Origin of the sequence: Aestuariibacter salexigens DSM 15300 (assembly GCF_000429145.1) — a bacterium.
In the GTDB taxonomy this organism is placed as follows: Bacteria; Pseudomonadota; Gammaproteobacteria; order Enterobacterales; family Alteromonadaceae; genus Aestuariibacter; species Aestuariibacter salexigens.
In genome coordinates this window covers 156,647-175,419 of the sequence record NZ_AUBH01000001.1, presented here as the reverse complement: position 1 = coordinate 175,419, position 18,773 = coordinate 156,647, and the positions used below count along the sequence as shown (strand labels likewise).

Annotated in this window: 14 protein-coding genes; 11 read left to right on the top strand and 3 right to left on the bottom strand. The window is 49.8% G+C overall.

Features of this window, described 5'->3' with window-relative positions:
* Nucleotides 1–4: 4 nt before the first annotated feature.
* Both G441_RS0100810 and G441_RS0100805 read left to right on the top strand, forming a co-directional pair.
* Nucleotides 5–3,358: a PAS domain-containing hybrid sensor histidine kinase/response regulator gene (locus G441_RS0100810; RefSeq protein WP_026374598.1), complete on the top strand. Its 3,354-nt coding sequence runs from the start codon at nucleotides 5–7 to the stop codon at nucleotides 3,356–3,358.
* A gap of 113 nt (nucleotides 3,359–3,471) precedes the next feature.
* The gene (locus G441_RS0100805; RefSeq protein ID WP_169726029.1) at nucleotides 3,472–5,832 is read left to right on the top strand and encodes an EAL domain-containing protein; all 2,361 of its coding nucleotides are present in this window, start codon (nucleotides 3,472–3,474) and stop codon (nucleotides 5,830–5,832) included.
* Here the strand turns inward: G441_RS0100805 and G441_RS0100800 are convergent.
* Both G441_RS0100800 and G441_RS0100795 read right to left on the bottom strand, forming a co-directional pair.
* On the bottom strand, nucleotides 5,829–6,476 hold the full coding sequence (locus tag G441_RS0100800) for a response regulator (RefSeq protein ID WP_026374596.1): 648 nt from the start codon (nucleotides 6,474–6,476) through the stop codon (nucleotides 5,829–5,831). The genes G441_RS0100805 and G441_RS0100800 overlap by 4 nt on opposite strands.
* A gap of 125 nt (nucleotides 6,477–6,601) precedes the next feature.
* On the bottom strand, nucleotides 6,602–8,911 hold the full coding sequence (locus G441_RS0100795; protein WP_026374595.1) for a TonB-dependent receptor: 2,310 nt from the start codon (nucleotides 8,909–8,911) through the stop codon (nucleotides 6,602–6,604).
* A 258-nt stretch (nucleotides 8,912–9,169) separates the two neighbouring features.
* Here G441_RS0100795 and G441_RS0100790 point away from each other — a divergent pair, with 258 nt between their 5' ends.
* The 9 genes from G441_RS0100790 to G441_RS0100750 all read left to right on the top strand — a co-directional run bounded on the left by G441_RS0100790 (nucleotide 9,170) and on the right by G441_RS0100750 (nucleotide 18,082).
* Nucleotides 9,170–10,465: a GntP family permease gene (locus G441_RS0100790; RefSeq protein WP_026374594.1), complete on the top strand. Its 1,296-nt coding sequence runs from the start codon at nucleotides 9,170–9,172 to the stop codon at nucleotides 10,463–10,465.
* A 10-nt stretch (nucleotides 10,466–10,475) separates the two neighbouring features.
* Nucleotides 10,476–11,474 (top strand): extracellular catalytic domain type 2 short-chain-length polyhydroxyalkanoate depolymerase, encoded by a 999-nt coding sequence (locus G441_RS17565; protein ID WP_034474062.1) that lies wholly within the window; start codon nucleotides 10,476–10,478, stop codon nucleotides 11,472–11,474.
* A gap of 10 nt (nucleotides 11,475–11,484) precedes the next feature.
* Complete coding sequence (locus tag G441_RS0100780) at nucleotides 11,485–12,249, top strand: 3-hydroxybutyrate dehydrogenase (protein WP_026374593.1); 765 nt, start codon at nucleotides 11,485–11,487, stop codon at nucleotides 12,247–12,249.
* 96 nt (nucleotides 12,250–12,345) lie between these two features.
* Nucleotides 12,346–13,221 carry an NAD(+) kinase gene (gene nadK / locus G441_RS0100775; RefSeq protein WP_026374592.1) on the top strand — a complete coding sequence of 292 codons (876 nt, stop codon included), beginning with the start codon at nucleotides 12,346–12,348 and terminating at the stop codon, nucleotides 13,219–13,221.
* Nucleotides 13,222–13,292: 71 nt separating this feature from the next.
* Nucleotides 13,293–14,966 (top strand): DNA repair protein RecN, encoded by a 1,674-nt coding sequence (recN, locus tag G441_RS0100770; RefSeq protein ID WP_026374591.1) that lies wholly within the window; start codon nucleotides 13,293–13,295, stop codon nucleotides 14,964–14,966.
* Nucleotides 14,967–15,061: 95 nt separating this feature from the next.
* Nucleotides 15,062–15,421: an outer membrane protein assembly factor BamE gene (locus G441_RS0100765; RefSeq protein WP_026374590.1), complete on the top strand. Its 360-nt coding sequence runs from the start codon at nucleotides 15,062–15,064 to the stop codon at nucleotides 15,419–15,421.
* 125 nt (nucleotides 15,422–15,546) lie between these two features.
* Complete coding sequence (ppk2, locus tag G441_RS0100760; RefSeq protein ID WP_026374589.1) at nucleotides 15,547–16,515, top strand: polyphosphate kinase 2; 969 nt, start codon at nucleotides 15,547–15,549, stop codon at nucleotides 16,513–16,515.
* A 104-nt stretch (nucleotides 16,516–16,619) separates the two neighbouring features.
* Complete coding sequence (gene xthA / locus G441_RS0100755) at nucleotides 16,620–17,426, top strand: exodeoxyribonuclease III (RefSeq protein WP_026374588.1); 807 nt, start codon at nucleotides 16,620–16,622, stop codon at nucleotides 17,424–17,426.
* Between the two features lie 11 nt (nucleotides 17,427–17,437).
* A complete protein-coding gene (locus G441_RS0100750) occupies nucleotides 17,438–18,082 on the top strand; it encodes an energy-coupling factor ABC transporter permease (RefSeq protein ID WP_026374587.1) in 645 nt (214 codons plus the stop codon).
* A 126-nt stretch (nucleotides 18,083–18,208) separates the two neighbouring features.
* Here the strand turns inward: G441_RS0100750 and G441_RS0100745 are convergent, their stop codons facing one another.
* Complete coding sequence (locus G441_RS0100745) at nucleotides 18,209–18,763, bottom strand: phosphoribosyltransferase (RefSeq protein WP_026374586.1); 555 nt, start codon at nucleotides 18,761–18,763, stop codon at nucleotides 18,209–18,211.
* Nucleotides 18,764–18,773: the final 10 nt, after the last annotated feature.

Genomic DNA, 18,773 nt, shown 5'->3' with positions numbered 1-18,773 from the left:
TGCTATGTTCAGTTTGTGGACCGTCGCCGCTGTGGTTGTCGGTTATCTCGCGTTACTTTTCATCATTGCCTTCTGGGCAGATAAGCGCCAGCACTCTCAGCAACACCCCTATGTGTACTCACTTGCACTGGGCGTACACTGCACCTCCTGGGCGTTTTTTGGTACGGTCACACAATCTGCTCAATTCGGTTGGTCTTTGATCCCTACCTATCTTGGGATCATTCTGGTCATGCTGTTTGCCCAGCCGGTGTTACTGCGTATCGCTAGGCTATGCCGCCAGCACAATGTCAGTTCACTGGCTGACTTTATCAGTATTCGCTATCAACGCTCCTATGCACTCGCTGCCAGTGTCTCAGTGCTGTGCTTTATTGGTGTTATTCCCTATATCGCGCTGCAGCTTGATGCCATTACCAACAGTGTGTCACTGATCACCAACACTGATGCCAGGGCATCGGTAGGGCTTTACGTAGTTGCTATGATGGCCCTGTTCGCATTGTTGTTCGGCACCCGTACTCTGAGCCTGACCGACAAACACCCGGGTTTAATGCTGACGATCGCCTTTGAGTCGGTGGTCAAACTTGTGGCGCTATTGATTGTGGGTGGTTTTGCCGTGTACGGCATATTTGATGGGCTTATCCCCCTGTTAGCGGCGGCAGCAACTGAGCCCGCGACACGCGCAATACTGAGCGCAGAAAGTGCGCCACTGGTGTATATCAGCCACGTAGTCATGGGAATATGCGCGATGTTTTGCCTGCCCCGCCAGTTTCATATTAATTTCATCGAAAACAATGGCCCCACAGAAATGCGCACGGCGCGCTGGCTTTTTCCTATTTATCTGTGCCTGATGAGCGCATTTATCCTGCCTATTGCCCTGACCGGTTCATTAACTCTGGGCAATACCAACTACAGCTCGGATACTTTTACCCTGGCATTACCGGTGCATTTTGAAAACAAGTGGATAGCTATGATCGCCTTCATTGGCGGCATTGCAGCAGCCACCAGTATGGTCATCGTGGCGACCCTGGCGTTGGGTATTATGATTGCCAACAATTTGCTCACCCCCCTGCTGCTCGCCAGCCGCATTAAGAGACGAGATCGCACTGGCATGACCCCCGGCGGTGTGTTGCTGAGTCGCCGCCTGACCATCTTGGTGGTGCTGGCGATCGCCTATTTGTACTACCTCAACGTCAGTCAATCTGCGCCGCTGGTAAGTAGTGGAACCATAGCGCTGGCATTGTTGGCTCAGTCATTCCCGGCGCTGCTGTTTGGTCTTTATTGGCACAAGCGCAGCCGGGTCGCCGCACTGATCTCACTGCTGGTGGGTATACTGGGCTGGTTTACCTGGCTGCTATGGCCGAGTATTCGCTCCAGCTATTATTTCGATCCCGCTCCCACGGATTGGGATTTATCAAGGGGCTTTCTTTTTACGCTAGCATTGAATGCTGCCGCCTATGCGATTATCGCGTTGATAAGAAATAAAACCCAACGAGATCGCGTGCGTGATGAGACACCGCAGGCCAGCGGCCTGGCCATTAGAGTGTCTGACCTGACCCTGCTAGCCTCCCGTATCCTGCCCGCAGAAAGTCGCGCGGACATTGCCGATATTGGTGGTCAGGGCGTCGAACAGGCCTACGCCAGTCAATCATTGGTTGAGGAAGTCGAGAAGCGCCTAACCGCACATGTGGGAAGTGCTGGTGCCAGAATTTTGCTGTCCGCTATTACCGAACATCGCGATGAAGCTGTGCCCGATCTGGTGGAGTGGATGGAGGAAGCGAGAGACTCATTCCAGTTTAACCATGAGGTCTTACAATCCTCACTCGCGCACATTGAGCAGGGTATTTGTGTGGTAGACACACACCTTCGCATCGTCGCCTGGAATGAGCGCTATCTGGAAATGTTTCACTACCCGGAAGGTTTCGTGCAGGCGGGCAAGCCGATCGGTGACATCATCCGTTTCAACGTTGAGCGTGGTCTAATCCACTACGCTGAAGACAAAGAAGTAGAAGTCGCCAAACGTCTCGACTACCTGAAAAGCGGCAGTAAATATCGTTTCCAACGCACCCAGAAAGACGGCACGGTGATTGAAATCAGCGGCAGCCCGTTACCCGGTGGCGGGTTTGTGACCTCGTACAGTGATATCACTGAATATGTCAATATACAGGCGGCACTACAACGGGCGAAAGATGAGCTGGAGCAGCGCGTTGAACAGCGCACTGCTGAACTTAATGAGAGTAATCAGATGTTGGCCCAGGCCAAGCAGCAGGCTGAAGCTGCCAGTGCCAGTAAGACCCGTTTTCTGGCTGCTGCCGGGCACGATCTGATGCAACCGTTTAACGCGGCGACACTGTTCGCTGGTATGCTCGCGCAAAAAACCCGCCAGTCTGAACTTCAGGCACTGAGTGACGGCTTGCAGACGTCGCTCAACAGTGCTGAAGAGTTGCTGTCGATGCTGTTGGACATGACGAAACTGGAGTCTGGTGTACTGCAGGCAAATATGCAGCATTTTCCCCTGAATGACGTATTGGCCTCTCTGGTTGAAGAGTTTTCAGTCATTGCCTCGCAAAATCAACTCTCTTTGCACTTCGTGCCGACCAGTGTGTGGGTGAACTCAGACAGAAAGCTACTGCGCCGTATTGTGCAAAATTTGTTATCAAACGCCATTCGCTATACCCAGACCGGACATATTTTACTTGGCGTGCGACGCCGGAAAAGATACGCAGAGGTATGGGTCGCTGACACCGGGCCCGGTATTGCCAAAAGCCAGCAGCAAGAAATATTCAAGGAATTTCATCAGCTTGGTCATGAAGGCAATGAAAATGGGCTCGGCTTAGGACTCACGATTGTAGAGCGCATCAGCCACCTGCTTGATCACCCTATTGCACTGCGTTCAGAGTTAGGCCGGGGCACCTTATTCACTGTCTCAATTGAACGCGTGAGAGCACAAAAGACCAACGCAGTGAGCATATCTGGTGTCGATGAGCAAAAACCCATTCTGCAGGGCAAGCAGGTTTTGCTTATCGATAATGAGCCGCAGCTGTTGGCTGCCATGTCCAAACAATTGGGAGATTGGGGTGCCTTGGTCACGGCGGCGGATAGCATCGATACCGCGCTGCAAAAATGCCAGCACTGCCCTGACATTATGCTACTGGACTTTCACCTTGACCATGGGCAAACAGGCGTGATGGCAGCACATCAGTTGCGGTCCCATTTTAGCCACCCTATTCCCGGCATTATCAACAGTGCCGACCCTCAGGAGTGGGTGCGAGAACAGGCTCTTGAGGCAGATTTGCTGTTTTTACCCAAACCGGTCAAGTCAGCCGCGTTGAAACGAATGTTGCGAAAAGCGCTGGCTCACTGACGTTTCACCCGCTGAAATTTATGTTTTTTTATGCTCATATTGCCCAATTGGCGTACAATAGGCAGGAAGTCTAATGCTCCATGAGGAGTTCCTCACGTTTTATGGTGCAGTCTGTGCAAGGTCAAAATAGCGAATACGAACAACAGTTTCTGTCGGTGGTCAGTCAGTTTGCCATCGATATGCTGTCACTCAATACCGAGCATGATGTCGTCTGGCATTTAGCTAAGGAGGTGGTGGCCAATCTGAAACTGGTTGATGCTGTTATCTATCTGTACGATGAAAATCGCGACGTGTTGGTGCAAGCTGCAGCGTTTGGCGATAAAAACCCTAAAGACGAAGAAATACTCGCCCCTATCGAGATTGCCATCGGGCAAGGTGTAGTGGGTAAAGCGGCAGCGACACGAAAGCCCTTACGCATAGATGACTGCCGCGAATTTTCCGATTATATCGTTGACGATGCTGTGCGCCTGTCAGAGCTGGCCGTGCCAATGTTAGCCGGTGAAGAATTTGTGGGCGTGATTGATTCTGAACACCCTGAGCGCGCTTATTTCACTGACAAGCATGAACAGGCTTTAACTGCCGTTGCCTCTATCGCCGCAACGAAAATACTCAAGACGCGCACCATCGACACCTTGAAGTCGACAGTGCAAGAACTTGAGCACAACGTAAAACTCCAGGACACCCTGTTTGAAATTGCCGAGCTAGTCTACAACTCAGATTCACTGCTTGCGTTTTATCAATCGTTGCAGCGTTGTATTAATCGAATTACCTATGCGAAGAACTTCTTAATCGCGATAGAGGATACTGACACTGGCGTACTGAACTGCCCATATTACCTGGATGAATATGATGTCTTTGATGATGACTCTTCCATCAACATCAGCGAGCACCCCAGCATAACCGGTTATATCCTGCGCACTCAGCAAGCACTGCTGGTAAATAAAGCCGATATTCACCAGATGATGGACGAAGGCAAGTTTTACGTCGAAGGCACCATGCCTGAAGCGTTGCTCGGGGTGCCATTCGGCGATGAAACTATGCGCGGCGTGGTGCTGGTGCAAAGCTATAATGCCAGCGATGTATACAAGCCTACAGATACCCTGTTACTGGGGTTTGTCGCCAAGCACATTCACATTGCGCTCAAACGTTTGCAAGCCAAAGCAGAGCTTGAATTTATGGCTTTGCACGACCCACTTACACAATTACCTAATCGCTTACTGTTTTCAGACCGGGTTGAACACGCGATCAAATCCTTCGAACGCTCTCAGACCGGTATCATTGCCGTGATGTTTCTGGATTTGGATAAATTCAAGGCCATCAATGACAATCATGGACACCACATTGGCGATCAGATGCTGGTTCATGTCTCCGCTGCAATAGACAAGGTGATGAGAAAGTCAGACACCTTTGCAAGATTAGGCGGCGATGAATTTGCCATTCTACTGGAACGCATCAATGATAAAGAGGAAATCAGGAAAATCGGTCGCAAGATCATTGATGCAGTTGGCCAGACCATCACTATCGACGGCCGCGAGTTAAGCACGACTACCAGCATTGGCGTATCTACCTATCAGGGTCTGGATATGACCAGCGAGCAGCTTCTGATTGAGGCCGATGAGGCTATGTACCTCGCCAAACTGCAAGGCCGCAATAGAATATTCTTCTTCGACGAAAAAGGCGGAGAGCGACAAACGCGGTCGCACAAATTTGACGTTGAGTTCAGTCAGGCGCTTACCCAGCAGGATTTTAAACTTGTTTTCCAACCCATTATCAACCTGCACGACGACCAGATTATCGCCGCGGAGTCGCTCGTACGATGGCATCACCCAAATCTCGGCACGATTTACCCGGATGCCTTCATTGATGAACTGGAAACTAACGGACGTATTATCGACCTGGACATCTACGTGCTACGCGCGGCGATTGACTATCTAACAAAATTTCAAACCTTGTCGGATAGCAGTTTTCGCTTGTCGATTAACGTTTCCGGACTGGGATTTTGCTCGCAGGCCTTTTACAACGCTGTTGAAAATATCGCCGACACCTCACCAGACATTCTCCCTCATATGATATTTGAGATTACCGAACAGGGTCTGATTGAGAATTTTGATGATGCTACAGCAAATATGAAAAAATTCAGAAAGCTTGGCGTAAAAATCGCGTTGGATGACTTTGGGACCGGTTATTCGAGCCTGAGCTATCTGCACCGCTTGCACTTTGACTACATCAAGATTGATCGCAGCTTTATGACCGCTAAAGAAGATGACTCGTCTTCTGCGATTATCTTCGAGTCCATTATCAGTCTGGCGAATGCGCTACAAATCCACACAACAGCCGAGGGTATCGAGGAGCCTGAGCAATTAGCTCGGGTGCGTGAGTTGGGTTGTCACTTCGCGCAGGGATATTTTATTGGTACGCCGGTATCGGCTGACGACTTTATTTATCTTCTTAAACAAGGCAGCAAAAGCGCTTAATCAGATTCGTTCTGCATGTATTGCTTGTAAAGCACACCCGCCTGCGTGCGATTGATCACACCAAGCTTACGTAACACCGCCGAACTATGCTGCTTTACGGTAGATTCGGAAATATTCAGTTCATAGGCTATTTGCTTATTCAGCAGTCCGTCAGCCATCATCTTTAATACCCTGACCTGATGCGGCGTGAGTTTCTGCAGATTTTCTGCGAAGGCCGTTTGGGCCGGATCGTGCTGTTGCTCTACCTCTGCCTGTAACGCCTTGGGCAACCACTGTTCGCCGTCCATCACATGCTGAATGGCATGCGCGATCTCATCCAGTGGCGTTGATTTTGGAATGTAGCCACTGGCTCCCATGCTCATTGCTTTGGCAATAATGTTGGGGTTGTCTTGTGCGGACACCACAATGATCAGAATATCCGGATAATGACTGCGAAGTGCCAGCAATCCTGACAGACCATCGTTACCCGGCATATTTAAATCCAGAAACACCAATTCTACATCAGGATGCTCACGCAACATGGCCTCGGTTTCCTGATAACTGGAGGATTCCAGCAGGTCGCTGCCGACCATGGTGTGTAATGCCTGCACCATCGCACTTCTGAACAGTGGGTGATCATCGGCGACCAGCGCTTTAACCTGCATATTCTGTGTTTTCCTTATCCAATCGCGAACTCAATTCAATCAGCTTCACCAGTAATGTCAACGACAACTGCAAACAAATAAGGCGGCCGAGGCCGCCTTAGACTACACACACAATACTTACTTAATTACCAGAATCGGTAGCCAACAGTCAGATGTACCGTACGCGGGTCACCGTAATAGCCGATTAGCGTGGTATCACCACCCAGTCCAGGACCGTAGCTGCCATCTTCGTTGCGAGTTACGAAGTCATAACCACCGACCAGATATTCTTCATCGGTCAGGTTTTTGCCATGCAATCCTGCATACCACTGACCGTCTTCATGCTCCCATGTCACGCTGAAATTCAGCATACCGTAGCCGTCCTGCGCGATAAGATCGCTGGTTTCAAACAGGATGTAGTCATCGCGGTAATAGTAGTTCGCGTTAAATACAAAAGGCCCCATGTCTGATTCGAGCAGGTAAGTTGCGGCCAGGTTATAGGTAAACTCTGGTGTACTGGCCAGGCCAATCAGCGGTGGAATGGCATTGTTTTCAACGATTTCAAAGTCGATGTAGCCAATTGACGCGTTTAACGTCAGGTTCTCTGTTGCGACATAGGTAAAGTCAGCTTCAATACCATCTGCTTCAGTAGCCGCCGCGTTACGTAAACGCTGATCAAGTGCCGTCGGATCGTTACTGTTTCCTTCAACACCGATGTACTGACGATCTTTATGGTCATAACTGAACAATGTGATATTGGCACGCAGGTTTTCACCCCAATCACTCTTCATACCCAGTTCGAAAGAATCAACCACTTCTGGGGCAACGCCAGGCTCATTGATGGTAGCTCGAGGGTTAAACGTGCCAGACTTAAAGCCTTGCGAGTAAGACGCGAAGAACATCACATCATCACTGTACTGATATTCCAGGCCGAAACGAGGTGTGAAGCGCGACCAGCTTTCTACCGCAGGGGCATCAATTACGCCATCGCCATTGGTGTCAGTGCCCAGTACTGGCGGCACAATCTGATCGTTCGCAAATGCGGCATCAGGACGGTCATACCCGGGGATCCAGTCATCCTGCGGATAAACGTTAGCGAATACCAGACCGTTGTTCACGATGGCTTGCTTTTCTTCATCGGTATAGCGGGCACCCACTGTCATTGACAGCTTTTCGGTCAGGTCAAAGCTACCCTGCGCATAAACCGCCCAGCTTTCAGAATTGTTGCAACCAGTTACCTCACGGGTCAGGCCGGGTACGCCGAATGCTGCACGTCCGAGGAAGCCCAACACTGCGTCGAAGTTACCGCACGACTCGCCATCATAGAAATACAAGCCAGATACGAGCTTATAGCCGCCACCAAAGTAATTCGCCTGGAATTCATGGGTGGTATTTTCATCTTTATATTCGGCCGGTACATCGAAGATATCCAGCGCCGTATTATCAAAATCAATATTGGTTGGTGAATACCCTTCACGAGATGAACCAATGTATTTGATTTCTAAATCATCAGTAGCCGACCAGTTAACCAGCCAGTTGATGCCTTCCAGTTCAACTTTATTCCAGGTCGGTAAGCTGGTGTATGAATCGTAAACGCTGTCTGGCACCGGCGCGTCAGTTAACAAACTCGGCAGCAGACGATATCCGCCCTTGGCATTGGAATCGTCTTCGGTTTTGTCCCAGCCGACACGAATGAATAAATCATCAGTGGCCTGATATTCTAATGTTGCGCGGGCCGCCCATAGGTCTTTGTTGTAATTTTCACGGTCCTGATTTGGCAATGCAGATTGCAAATATTCGCCATAACCATCACGGTTCAGGTTGGCGTAGCCAAAACCAAAATACAGCTTGTCTTCTACCAGAGGGATCTGGCCGGTTACCTTCGCGTCACGCTGCGAATAACTGCCCACCGTACCTTCGATGTTAAAGTTGGTGTCACCAGTCATTTTCTTGGTCACATACTTAATGGCGCCACCGATGGTATTTTTACCGTAAAGTGTGCCCTGAGGCCCGCGTAGTACTTCAATTCGCTGTACATCAAGCAGGTCGAGTACGGCACCCTGAGGACGGGCAATATAGACATCGTCGATATAAATCCCCACGCCCGGCTCATAGCCCCATAGCGGGTCCTGCTGACCGACACCACGAATGAACGCAGTTAGTGTTGAGTTCGTACCACGTGACATTTGCAGTGTGGTATTAGGCGAAAACTGTTGCACTTCAGTAAGTACTGCAATGCCGTTTTCCTGTAATTCGGCAGCGCCGATGGAGGTAATGGCAACGGGTACTTCCTGCAGCGTTTCGACCGTACGACGAGCGGTAACTTCGATGCGTTCAAGCTTACCTTTCGCTTGTTCGTCGTCAGCAGCTTCCTGTGCAGTGGCCGGCAGAGCGACGGCCAGCGCACTGGTCACCGCCAGCGCGCACAATGAAACGGAAAAGCGATTTGAGTTCATAACGTGTCCCCAGATTGTGTTTATGATTGTTGTTCTGTACCCGACATGGAATACAGGTTCTGTGGTTTACGGTCAGGTATTGGTTAATTACTCTACTCAACATCGACAAACCCGTATGTAGTACCATCGTACTATGGGCTTTATTGGGCGCTTGCAACACAATTCACAACGTCTGATGGTCTGCGGTCACAGCAATCAGCCACATTCAGTCACGTGCTGCAAGGCACCCTGAATGTATAATAATAAGGAATAATAACGATGCTAAGTCTTATCGGGCTTGTTGGCGGCCTGGCTCTGCTGATTATCCTTACCATACGGGGCATGAACCTGTTCATCGCTGCACCACTTTGCGCGCTCATTGTTGCGCTGACCAGTGGACTACCCGTTTTTGTTGGCGACAACAACTTTGTGGAAACCTACATGAGTGGGTTCTCCGGGTTTATCGCAGCGTGGTTCTTTATGTTCCTGCTCGGGTCGCTGTTCGGCAAGTTTATGGAAGATACAGGTGCAGCAGATTCTGTCGCCCGGTGGATTGTCGACAAGATTGGTTTTCAGCGCGCTGTACTCGCGGTTGTGCTTGCCTGTGCCATTCTGACCTATGGCGGTGTAAGCGTGTTCGTGGTCGCATTTTCCGTTTATCCAATGGCGCTCAGCCTGTTTAAAGATGCCAATCTGCCGCGCCGCTTTATTCCGGCAACGATGGCGTTTGGTTCTGTTACCTTCACTATGACTTCTGCCGGCTCGCCGGAAATCCAGAACTGGATCCCGATTAAATACCTTGGCACCTCTCCATTTGCTGCATGGGAAGTGTCGTTTGTGGTGGCCGTATTTATGGCTCTTTTCGGTTATTGGTGGCTAAAACGCATGATCGGAAAAGCAGTGAACAACGGCGAAAAATTTGAACATCGCGCCGAAGATCCCGACATTCCGATGCGAGACTACCCTCACCCACTGACCGGTATCATTCCACTGATGGTAGTATTAGTGCTGTCTTTTTCACTACACGAAGCGTTAGCACAACTCGCCTTAATAGTAGCGCTGGGCGGTGGCGTATTGGCGTTAATGCTGATTAATTTCCAGTACTTCCACAACCTTCCCAAAGCAGTCAACCTTGGTACCACGGGCGCCCTCGTGGCGATTGGTAATACCGCTGCCGTGGTTGGCTTTGGCGCCATCGCTAAAAATACCGAAGCGTTTCAGGCCACGGTGGATGTGATGACCCATTTGCCCGGAAACGAATTGATCGGAGCTGCCGTGGCCGTGACGGTTATCGCTGGCCTGACGGGCTCGGCATCGGGCGGACAGGCCATCGCCCTGCCCCTGATTGGGCCCCATTACATGGACCAGGGTGTCGACCCGGAAGAACTACACAGAATTGTGTCAATCTCCTCAGGTGCACTGGATTCATTGCCACACAACGGCTATGTGGTAACAACCATTCGTGCCATTTGTCATGAAACCCATCAGGCGGCTTACTGGCCACTGGCTGCACTCACTGTGGTAGTGCCTGCCATCGGACTGACCATGGCCATCACCCTGTTCAGCTGGTTTTAGAGGATTCAATATGAAATACCATTATCTGTTCGGCGCCAGCGCCCTGCTTTGCGCCAGTGCCGCGGCTGAACTACCTGACATGCAGCTCGATATCGAGCAGGTAACAGTGTCAGGATTATCCAGCGGTGGCTATATGGCGACCCAGTTCCATTTAGCCTACGCAGATTGGGTGTCAGGTGCGGCGATCATTTCCGCGGGCCCCTACCCTTGTGCCAGAAACAGTATCACTACAGCACTGAGTCAATGTGTAAATAAGGTTGATGGCGACCTAGATGTTGCCGCGTTAAGTGATATGGCGGCAAGTTGGGCCGCCGAGGGAAAAATTGCCCCGCTTGAGGCGCTCAAGGGAGACAAAGTCTGGCTTTTGCACGGTACTATCGATGAGCGCATTATTGAACCGGTATCTGACGCACTGACTGAGCAATATCGCAACTGGGCCGGCGCTGAAAATGTTGTTTACGTTAACGACAAACCGTTTTCACACCACTTCCCGACAGAAACCAGTGGACACGCTTGCGATGTCTCAGAAGCACCGTTTGTTGGCGCCTGTAATTATGATGCAGCGGGCAACTTGCTCAGCCACCTATACGGCGAGCTGTACGGCGAGCTAAGTGCCCCTGCCGAAACACTAGGCGGTACACTGTATAGCTTTGACCAACAGCAACTGGGTGGCGATGCTGCTGCCAGTCTGGCGGATGAAGGGTTTGTATATATTCCTGAGTCTTGCGTACAAGGGCAGACGTGCAAAGTGCATATCAACTTTCACGGCTGCAATCAGTTTGCCGAGGTTGTAGGCGATGAGTATGTGCGATTAAACGGACTCAATCGCTGGGCCGACAGCAATAATCTTGTGGTGCTGTATCCGCAGGCAAAAGCATCTATGTTTATGCCGTTAAACCCACAGGGCTGCTGGGACTGGTGGGGCTATACATCGGAGCACTACGCCACCGCAGAGGGCGAACAACCCCTGGCAGTGAAAACCATGGTCAATAATCTGGCGAAGAAATGAAGAACAAGCAATGAAAAACCGAACACTTTTTATTACCGGCGGTGCCAGTGGCATCGGCAGAGGGATAGCTGAATATCTGGGCAAACAGGGACACCGCGTGATCCTCGCTGATATCAATCAACAGGCCGTCGAACAGTGCGCTGAAGAACTTAGTCAATCAACAATTGATGCAAAGGGCGTGTGTCTGGATGTCTGTGACGCCCAACAGGTGGAAGCACTGCCTGAGGTGTTGAATGAACCCGTTGACGTCCTTATCAACAATGCCGGCATCCAGCACGTATCTAAGCTGGAGGACTTTCCCGCTGCGCAGTGGCAACGCCTGATCGATATTATGCTTGTTGCGCCAGCGCTGTTAACCAAGGCTTTTCTACCTGGCATGCGGGCCAACAACTTTGGCCGCATAATTAATGTCGGCTCGATTCACTCAGTCATCGCTTCGCCCTATAAATCTGCTTATGTGGCGGCAAAACATGGTTTACTCGGTTTTGCTAAGACAGTGGCACTGGAAACCGGCGACTGCAACGTCACCATCAATACGTTGTGTCCGGCGTATGTTAAAACTCCGCTGGTTGAAAAACAGATTGCTGCGCAGGCTATTGAAAATGGCATCAGCGAAGAAGATGTCGTTAACAAAATCATGCTTGAACCAATGCCCAAAAAGGCCTTTATCGAATTCGACGAGTTAGGCGGTAGTGCAGCGTTCTTAATCAGTGACGCTGCACGTAACATCACCGCGCAAACTATGATTTTGGACGGTGGCTGGACTGCACGATAAGAAATTGTCTGACAAGATTAGCCTCTACCCCATGACTTTATCCTGAAAGGCTGGCTATACTGGCGTCATACATTCACCCGGTTAAGTCTTTAATTCATGGCGTACCAAACTGTTGGACTGATTGGCAAACCTGCTCATTCGGGAGCAAGCGAGACGCTCAATGCGCTGCTGGTGTACTTACAGCAGCGTAACTGCACCATTCTAGTCGAAGAGCGGGTCGCACAGGAGCTCAAAGGCAACGGATTTGACGTATGCGATTTGGTTAACATTGGCAAACGTGCCGACCTGGCGATTGTCGTCGGCGGTGATGGCAATATGCTTGGCGCGGCGCGCGTGCTGTCTCGTTTTGATACGCAAGTAGTTGGTGTCAATCGCGGCAATCTTGGGTTTCTGACCGATATCCATCCGGATAATATCGCCCAGCAGCTAGACAGCATTTTCGAAGGCGAATGTCATTTTGAGCAGCGTTTTTTGCTCGAAGTCGAGGTGTATCGGCACGAAAAGCTGAAAAGCACCAGCTCGGCCGTGAACGAAGTAGTATTGCACCACGGCAAGGTAGCGCACATGATGGAATTCGAAGTTTACATCGATGACAACTTCGTCTTCAGTCAGCGCTCTGACGGACTGATTATTGCGACACCAACTGGATCTACAGCCTACTCTCTGTCTGGCGGTGGGCCAATTCTTACCCCAAACCTTGATGCGTTGGCGCTGGTACCGATGTTCCCGCACACGCTGAGCAGTCGTCCCATCGTGGTTGACGCCAATAGCATGGTCAGGATCAGAGTATCGAAGGAAAATACCGACAGCCTGCAGGTCAGCTGTGATAGCCATGTCGTACTGGCGGTAATGCCAGGTGATGAAATTCGCATCGGTAAAAATCCCGACAGGCTGTCCTTAATTCACCCCAAAGATTACAACTATTTCAACGTGTTACGCACAAAGCTTGGCTGGGGCAGTAAGCTTTACTAACAAAGATCTTTACACAACAATAAAACTGTATATATTACCAGTTACTGTATATTTAGACATATGGTGGCTCCATGCTTCTTCATCTGGCAATCCGCGACTTTGCGGTGGTAAAACATCTCGATCTTGACCTGCAAAAAGGCATGACAACTATCACCGGTGAAACCGGTGCGGGTAAGTCAATTGCGCTCGATGCGCTAGGTTTGTGTATGGGAGACAGGGCTGAAGCCAGCATGGTACGCAAGGGCGCAGCCAAAGCAGAGATATGCGCCACCTTTGATATTACCAAAAACCCCGCTGCACAAAAGTGGATTGCAGAACAAGATCTTGGCGCTGATGATGAGTGTATGATCAGACGGGTCATCTCCAGCGAAGGACGTTCAAAGGCGTACGTAAACGGTACACCTGTGGCATTACAACAGCTAAAGTCCCTGACCCAGTCACTGATTTCCATCCATGGCCAGCATGCCCATCAGCAGCTACTTAAACCTACAATTCAGCGCCAGCTGCTGGACGATTATGCCGATAACCACAACAGCCTCAGTAAGCTTGCTGTGCTGTATGGCGAGTTGCAAGACGCCAGACATCGTCTTGATACACTGAAACAGGAAGCGCAGCAGCGTCTCGACAGACGTAACCTGCTCACTTATCAGGTTGAAGAATTGGATGAATTTGCCCTGCAGGAAGGCGAATTTGAAGAGCTGGAAAAAGAGCATAAGCGCCTCAGCAATAGTCAGACTCTGCTCGAGCAGGCACAACGCAGTTTTTATCAACTTTATGAGGCTGATGAGGGCAATGCACTGGGAGCAGTACAGCAAAGCCTGGATCAGCTAGAAGAACTGCAGGAACATGATGAATCTCTGGTTCCCATTGTCGACATGTTACGTGAAGCGAGTATTCAAATAACTGAAGCAAGCCATGAACTTCGGGATTATTGCGAACAGCTTGATATCGACCCAATGCGCATGCAACAGGTAGAATCCCGCTATACCAAGGCCCTCGAGTTGGCCCGTAAGCATCAGGTCAAAGCAGAGCAGCTGGCCGCACTGCATAAACAACTTGTTGACGAATTGACGCAACTGCAGGGTGACGAAGACGCACAGGAAGCACTTGAGCAGCATATTTCAGAGTTACAGAGCGCCTACATATGTCAGGCGAAGGCATTAAGCGAAAACAGAAAGCAAGCGGGCGACAAACTTTCTGAGGCAATTCAGGCGCAAATCCGCAAGCTTAATATGCCAGACGCCGTATTTTCGATTGATGTGTGTTTTGCCCCTGAATTACCTGCGTCGCGCACCGGTCAGGACAATATTCTATTTAAGGTATCGGCGAATCCCGGCCAACCGGTTGAAACGTTGGATAAAGTCGCCTCCGGAGGTGAATTGTCCAGAATTGGGCTGGCTGTTCAGGTCTTGAGCAAATCCAAGCACTCTATCCCCACCATGATTTTCGATGAAGTGGATACCGGCATCAGTGGTCCAACGGCGTCGGTGGTTGGTCAGCTGCTCAGAAGCTTGGGAGCATGCAGTCAGGTGATTTGCGTCACCCACTTGCCTCAAGTCGCCGCGCTGGGTCACCAGCAAATGTTTGTCACTAAGTTTAGCGACGGTGAAACCACCGAAACCAACATGATGCGCTTGTCGGAGAGTCAGCGAGTGGAAGAACTCGCCAGATTACTGGCCGGTGACACACTGACAGAATCTGCACTCGCTAACGCTCGAGAGTTGCTGCACCAGCACATGAACTAATTTCTGATTGAACGGTCATACCCAGCTGAGTTAGGATGCGTGCCTGACGCGTCAGGCGGTTATTCGAAAGCAGTAAATTAGGGTATAGAAATTACATGAAGAAGTGGTTGCAGTGCGGTGTTGTTTTAGCGTTTGTTTTTGTGTCCAGTGCCTGTAGTAGCTGGATCTATCGCATTGACATTCCACAGGGAAACTTCCTTGATCAGAAAGACGTTGACCAACTGCGTATCGGCATGAGCAAAGAACAGGTGGTTTACGTACTCGGCCACCCAGTCATCGAAGACAGCTTTAATCAGGATACCTGGTATTACATCTACGACATGAAACGCGGCATGCGCGTGCGTGGCGAAGACGTACGCAAAGAACTGTTCATCAAGTTTGATCGCGACAAGCTTGCTGCTGTCGAAGGCGATTTTGAGTTACATGAAGACTTCAACATTCCGCTTGACCAATAACACATATTTTTTTGTGTAAAGGGGGCGCTCACTGGCGCCCTTTTTTGTGATCGCGATCAAGTTACCCTGATTCCCTTAACCACAGTCCTTCTCGCTTTAGATATGCTGTAAAAAAAGGAGACAGCATGCGCGATTCACAACCTCAATCCACCTATACAGGTGACAGCAGCACCAGTATCCAGAATGACTTGACCTCAATATCAGAGCTTGCAGCTGCTGAACACCTTTCTTTGTCCGAACGACGGCACGATCCAGCGTTCATCGCTGAGTCGTTTCGCTCGGGGGAATACCCTTATCGCACTAAAGTGTCCCGTCAATTTTATGAGTCTCATAAATACAGTCTTCAGGTAGAGCTGTTAAAACTGCAAAAGTGGGTCAAAGAAAGTGGTGAAAAAGTCGTCATTTTGTTTGAAGGACGTGACGCCGCCGGGAAAGGCGGCACAATTAAGCGCTTTATGGAACATCTTAATCCTCGTGGTGCCAGGGTTGTCGCTCTTGAAAAACCCACCGAAGAAGAACGGGGACAATGGTATTTTCAGCGTTACGTTAAACATTTACCAACGGCTGGCGAAATCGTGTTGTTTGACCGCTCCTGGTACAACCGGGCCGGCGTAGAGCGCGTCATGGGTTTCTGTGAACCTAACGAGTATCTGGAGTTTATGCGTCAGGCACCAGAGCTGGAAAGAATGATGGTCAGAAGTGGCATTCGCCTTTTTAAATTCTGGTTTTCAGTGACGCAGGAGGAACAGGAAAGACGTTTCAACAAACGCCAGACAGACCCGCTCAAACAGTGGAAGCTTAGCCCTATCGACAAGGTTGCCATGCAAAAGTGGGATGACTACACCGAAGCCAAAGAAGCGATGTTTTTTTACACTGACACGGCTGATGCCCCCTGGGTCGTCATAAAATCAGATGATAAAAAGCGCGCAAGGCTGAACTGTCTGCAGTATTTCTTAAACGAGCTCCCCTATCCAAATAAAGATTCACGTATTGCGCGTGCTCCCGATCCGTTGATCGTTGGCCGGGCATCTTCGGTCATCGACCGTGACCAGCACATTCTTGGCAAAGCACTGCATCCTGAATTGAAGAAATAATCCAGATTTTAACCGTCCCCCTAACGGTGGTCCATGTGGACCGCCATTTGGCGTTTTTGATAGACTTCAAATATATCCTCTATGCGTTCAGGCACATTTAATTAATGAAGTTTGTATCATTCAATATTAATGGCATTCGTGCCCGGTTACACCAACTCACAGCCCTTATCGACAAGCACCAGCCAGATGTCATCGGCCTGCAGGAAATTAAGGTTGATAACCCACAATTTCCTGTTCAGGAAGTGCAGAATATGGGTTATCAAGTCTATTTTCATGGCCAAAAGGGCCACTACGGCGTTGCGATACTGAGCAAGCGTGAGGCAGTTAACGTCAGCTATGGCTTCCCAACCGATGATGATGACGCCCAGCGCAGAATGCTCATCGCGACCTTTGTTGACGATAAGGGCGAACAGCTAACCGTATTAAACGGGTATTTCCCACAGGGCGAAAATAGAAGTCATGAGACGAAATTTCCGGCTAAGCAGAAGTTTTACAGCGATCTGATGACCCATCTCAACACGCATCATCATCCAGATGATCATGTGGTATTGATGGGTGATATGAATATCTCGCACACAGACCTTGATATTGGTATCGGCGAAGACAATAAGAAACGCTGGTTACGCACTGGCAAGTGCAGTTTCCTGCCGGAAGAGCGAGAGTGGCTAAATACCGTCATGGACTGGGGCTTCGTAGACAGTTTCCGCCAGTTACACCCTCAAACAGACGATCAGTACAGCTGGTTTGATTATCGCTCACGTGGGTTTGACGATAATCGCGGACTGAGAATTGACCTTATTCTTACCACCCAGAAGTTGGCCAGTACGTTGACCGATGCAGGTATCGATTATGAACTTCGTGGTATCGAGAAGCCCTCTGATCACGCCCCCATCTGGGCGACCGTAGCCTGATGATGGCAGACATGACACTTTTACAAATCGTGTCATTGCTGCTGTTTGGTGGCTTGCTTACTGCTGTTGCCAGACAGATTGACTGGCACCAATTTCGAGTCAATAAGCACACCCAGCATCTGGTGTTTGGCGCGTCCGCATCAGTATTCTTTTTGTGGCTATTTCGAGCGGGAATTTATCAGGGACTCGATGTCCATTTTTTATGGCTGACCGCTCTTACGCTGATGCTCGGTTTCAGAATGGCAGTCGTCAGCGCGTCATTAGCTTTACTGGGGATCACACTGGTCGGCAAGGAGAGCCTCACCATGCTTGGGGTAAATGGTCTGCTGGGAGTTCTCACCCCAATCGGTTTGAGTTACCTGATTTACATTTTGTCGTTCCATAAATTACCGCGTCATTTCTTTGTGTACATCTTTGTCTGCGCATTCTTCACTGGGGCGCTGATGATCGCACTGAAAATGGCACTGTTAGGCAGTTTTTATTTTCTGGACGGCGCACATAGCTGGACGGTTGTGCAGGACAACTATCTTGTGCTTATTCCGCTTATGCTGTTTCCGGAAGCCATGCTGAATGGCATGACCATGACACTACTGGTCATTTACAAGCCTAGCTGGGTGTATACGTTTTACGATAAACACTATCTGGAGAAGAAGTAGGTTCTTCGGTATTGGAGGTCCCCTCTTGCGAGGGGACGACGTGAGTGCTCTGGGACGACGAGAATGTTGTTTGGGATTGCGTCAGTGGAATAGAGAGACCTGATACTTGAAGAAAATAATCGTTAATTAAAACAAATCTAGGACGTTCGCCAGATCGGTTTTACCTTCTCTGATCTCTTCTTTTGTCAGACCTGACAATTCATGCGGGAACACCAGCCACTCATCTGATTCATGCACGAAGTAATGAGGCACGATATCGGTTTTATTATTTTTCGGTTTATACCAGGGACAGGCAATACGCACGTCGTGAGGCATGTTTTTGCGGGTCTGCTTTTTGACCTGCTTGATAAGCGCATCAACGCTGCGTCCTGAATCAAACACGTCATCAACGATAAGCACACTGTCTTCCGCGTTAGCGTTTTCGATCAGGTAATGCAAACCGTGTACACGGATCTCTTTTGACTGCTTATTAATGCCGTAATACGAGGAAGTTCGCACTGCGATATGATCAGTGGGAGAATCCATGTACTCAAAGTATTCCTGCACCGCGATACCAATTGGCGCGCCACCTCGCCAGATCCCAACAATGAAATTAGGTCTGAAACCATCCTTGTAAACTTGTGATGCAAGCCTGAATGAATCTTCAAGCAGTGACTGAGCGCTTATAAAGGTCTTTTGCATAGTATTCCCC

Bases quoted from the DNA above. Each gene is read 5' to 3' on its own strand.
- G441_RS0100750 (WP_026374587.1), top strand. From the start codon at position 17,438: ATGACACTTTTACAAATCGTGTCATTGCTGCTGTTTGGTGGCTTGCTT.
- ppk2 (WP_026374589.1), top strand. From the start codon at position 15,547: ATGCGCGATTCACAACCTCAATCCACCTATACAGGTGACAGCAGCACC.
- G441_RS0100765 (WP_026374590.1), top strand. From the start codon at position 15,062: ATGAAGAAGTGGTTGCAGTGCGGTGTTGTTTTAGCGTTTGTTTTTGTG.
- G441_RS0100810 (WP_026374598.1), top strand. From the start codon at position 5: ATGTTCAGTTTGTGGACCGTCGCCGCTGTGGTTGTCGGTTATCTCGCG.
- nadK (WP_026374592.1), top strand. From the start codon at position 12,346: ATGGCGTACCAAACTGTTGGACTGATTGGCAAACCTGCTCATTCGGGA.
- G441_RS0100745 (WP_026374586.1), bottom strand. From the start codon at position 18,763: ATGCAAAAGACCTTTATAAGCGCTCAGTCACTGCTTGAAGATTCATTC.
- G441_RS0100795 (WP_026374595.1), bottom strand. From the start codon at position 8,911: ATGAACTCAAATCGCTTTTCCGTTTCATTGTGCGCGCTGGCGGTGACC.
- recN (WP_026374591.1), top strand. From the start codon at position 13,293: ATGCTTCTTCATCTGGCAATCCGCGACTTTGCGGTGGTAAAACATCTC.
- G441_RS0100780 (WP_026374593.1), top strand. From the start codon at position 11,485: ATGAAAAACCGAACACTTTTTATTACCGGCGGTGCCAGTGGCATCGGC.
- xthA (WP_026374588.1), top strand. From the start codon at position 16,620: ATGAAGTTTGTATCATTCAATATTAATGGCATTCGTGCCCGGTTACAC.
- G441_RS17565 (WP_034474062.1), top strand. From the start codon at position 10,476: ATGAAATACCATTATCTGTTCGGCGCCAGCGCCCTGCTTTGCGCCAGT.
- G441_RS0100790 (WP_026374594.1), top strand. From the start codon at position 9,170: ATGCTAAGTCTTATCGGGCTTGTTGGCGGCCTGGCTCTGCTGATTATC.
- G441_RS0100800 (WP_026374596.1), bottom strand. From the start codon at position 6,476: ATGCAGGTTAAAGCGCTGGTCGCCGATGATCACCCACTGTTCAGAAGT.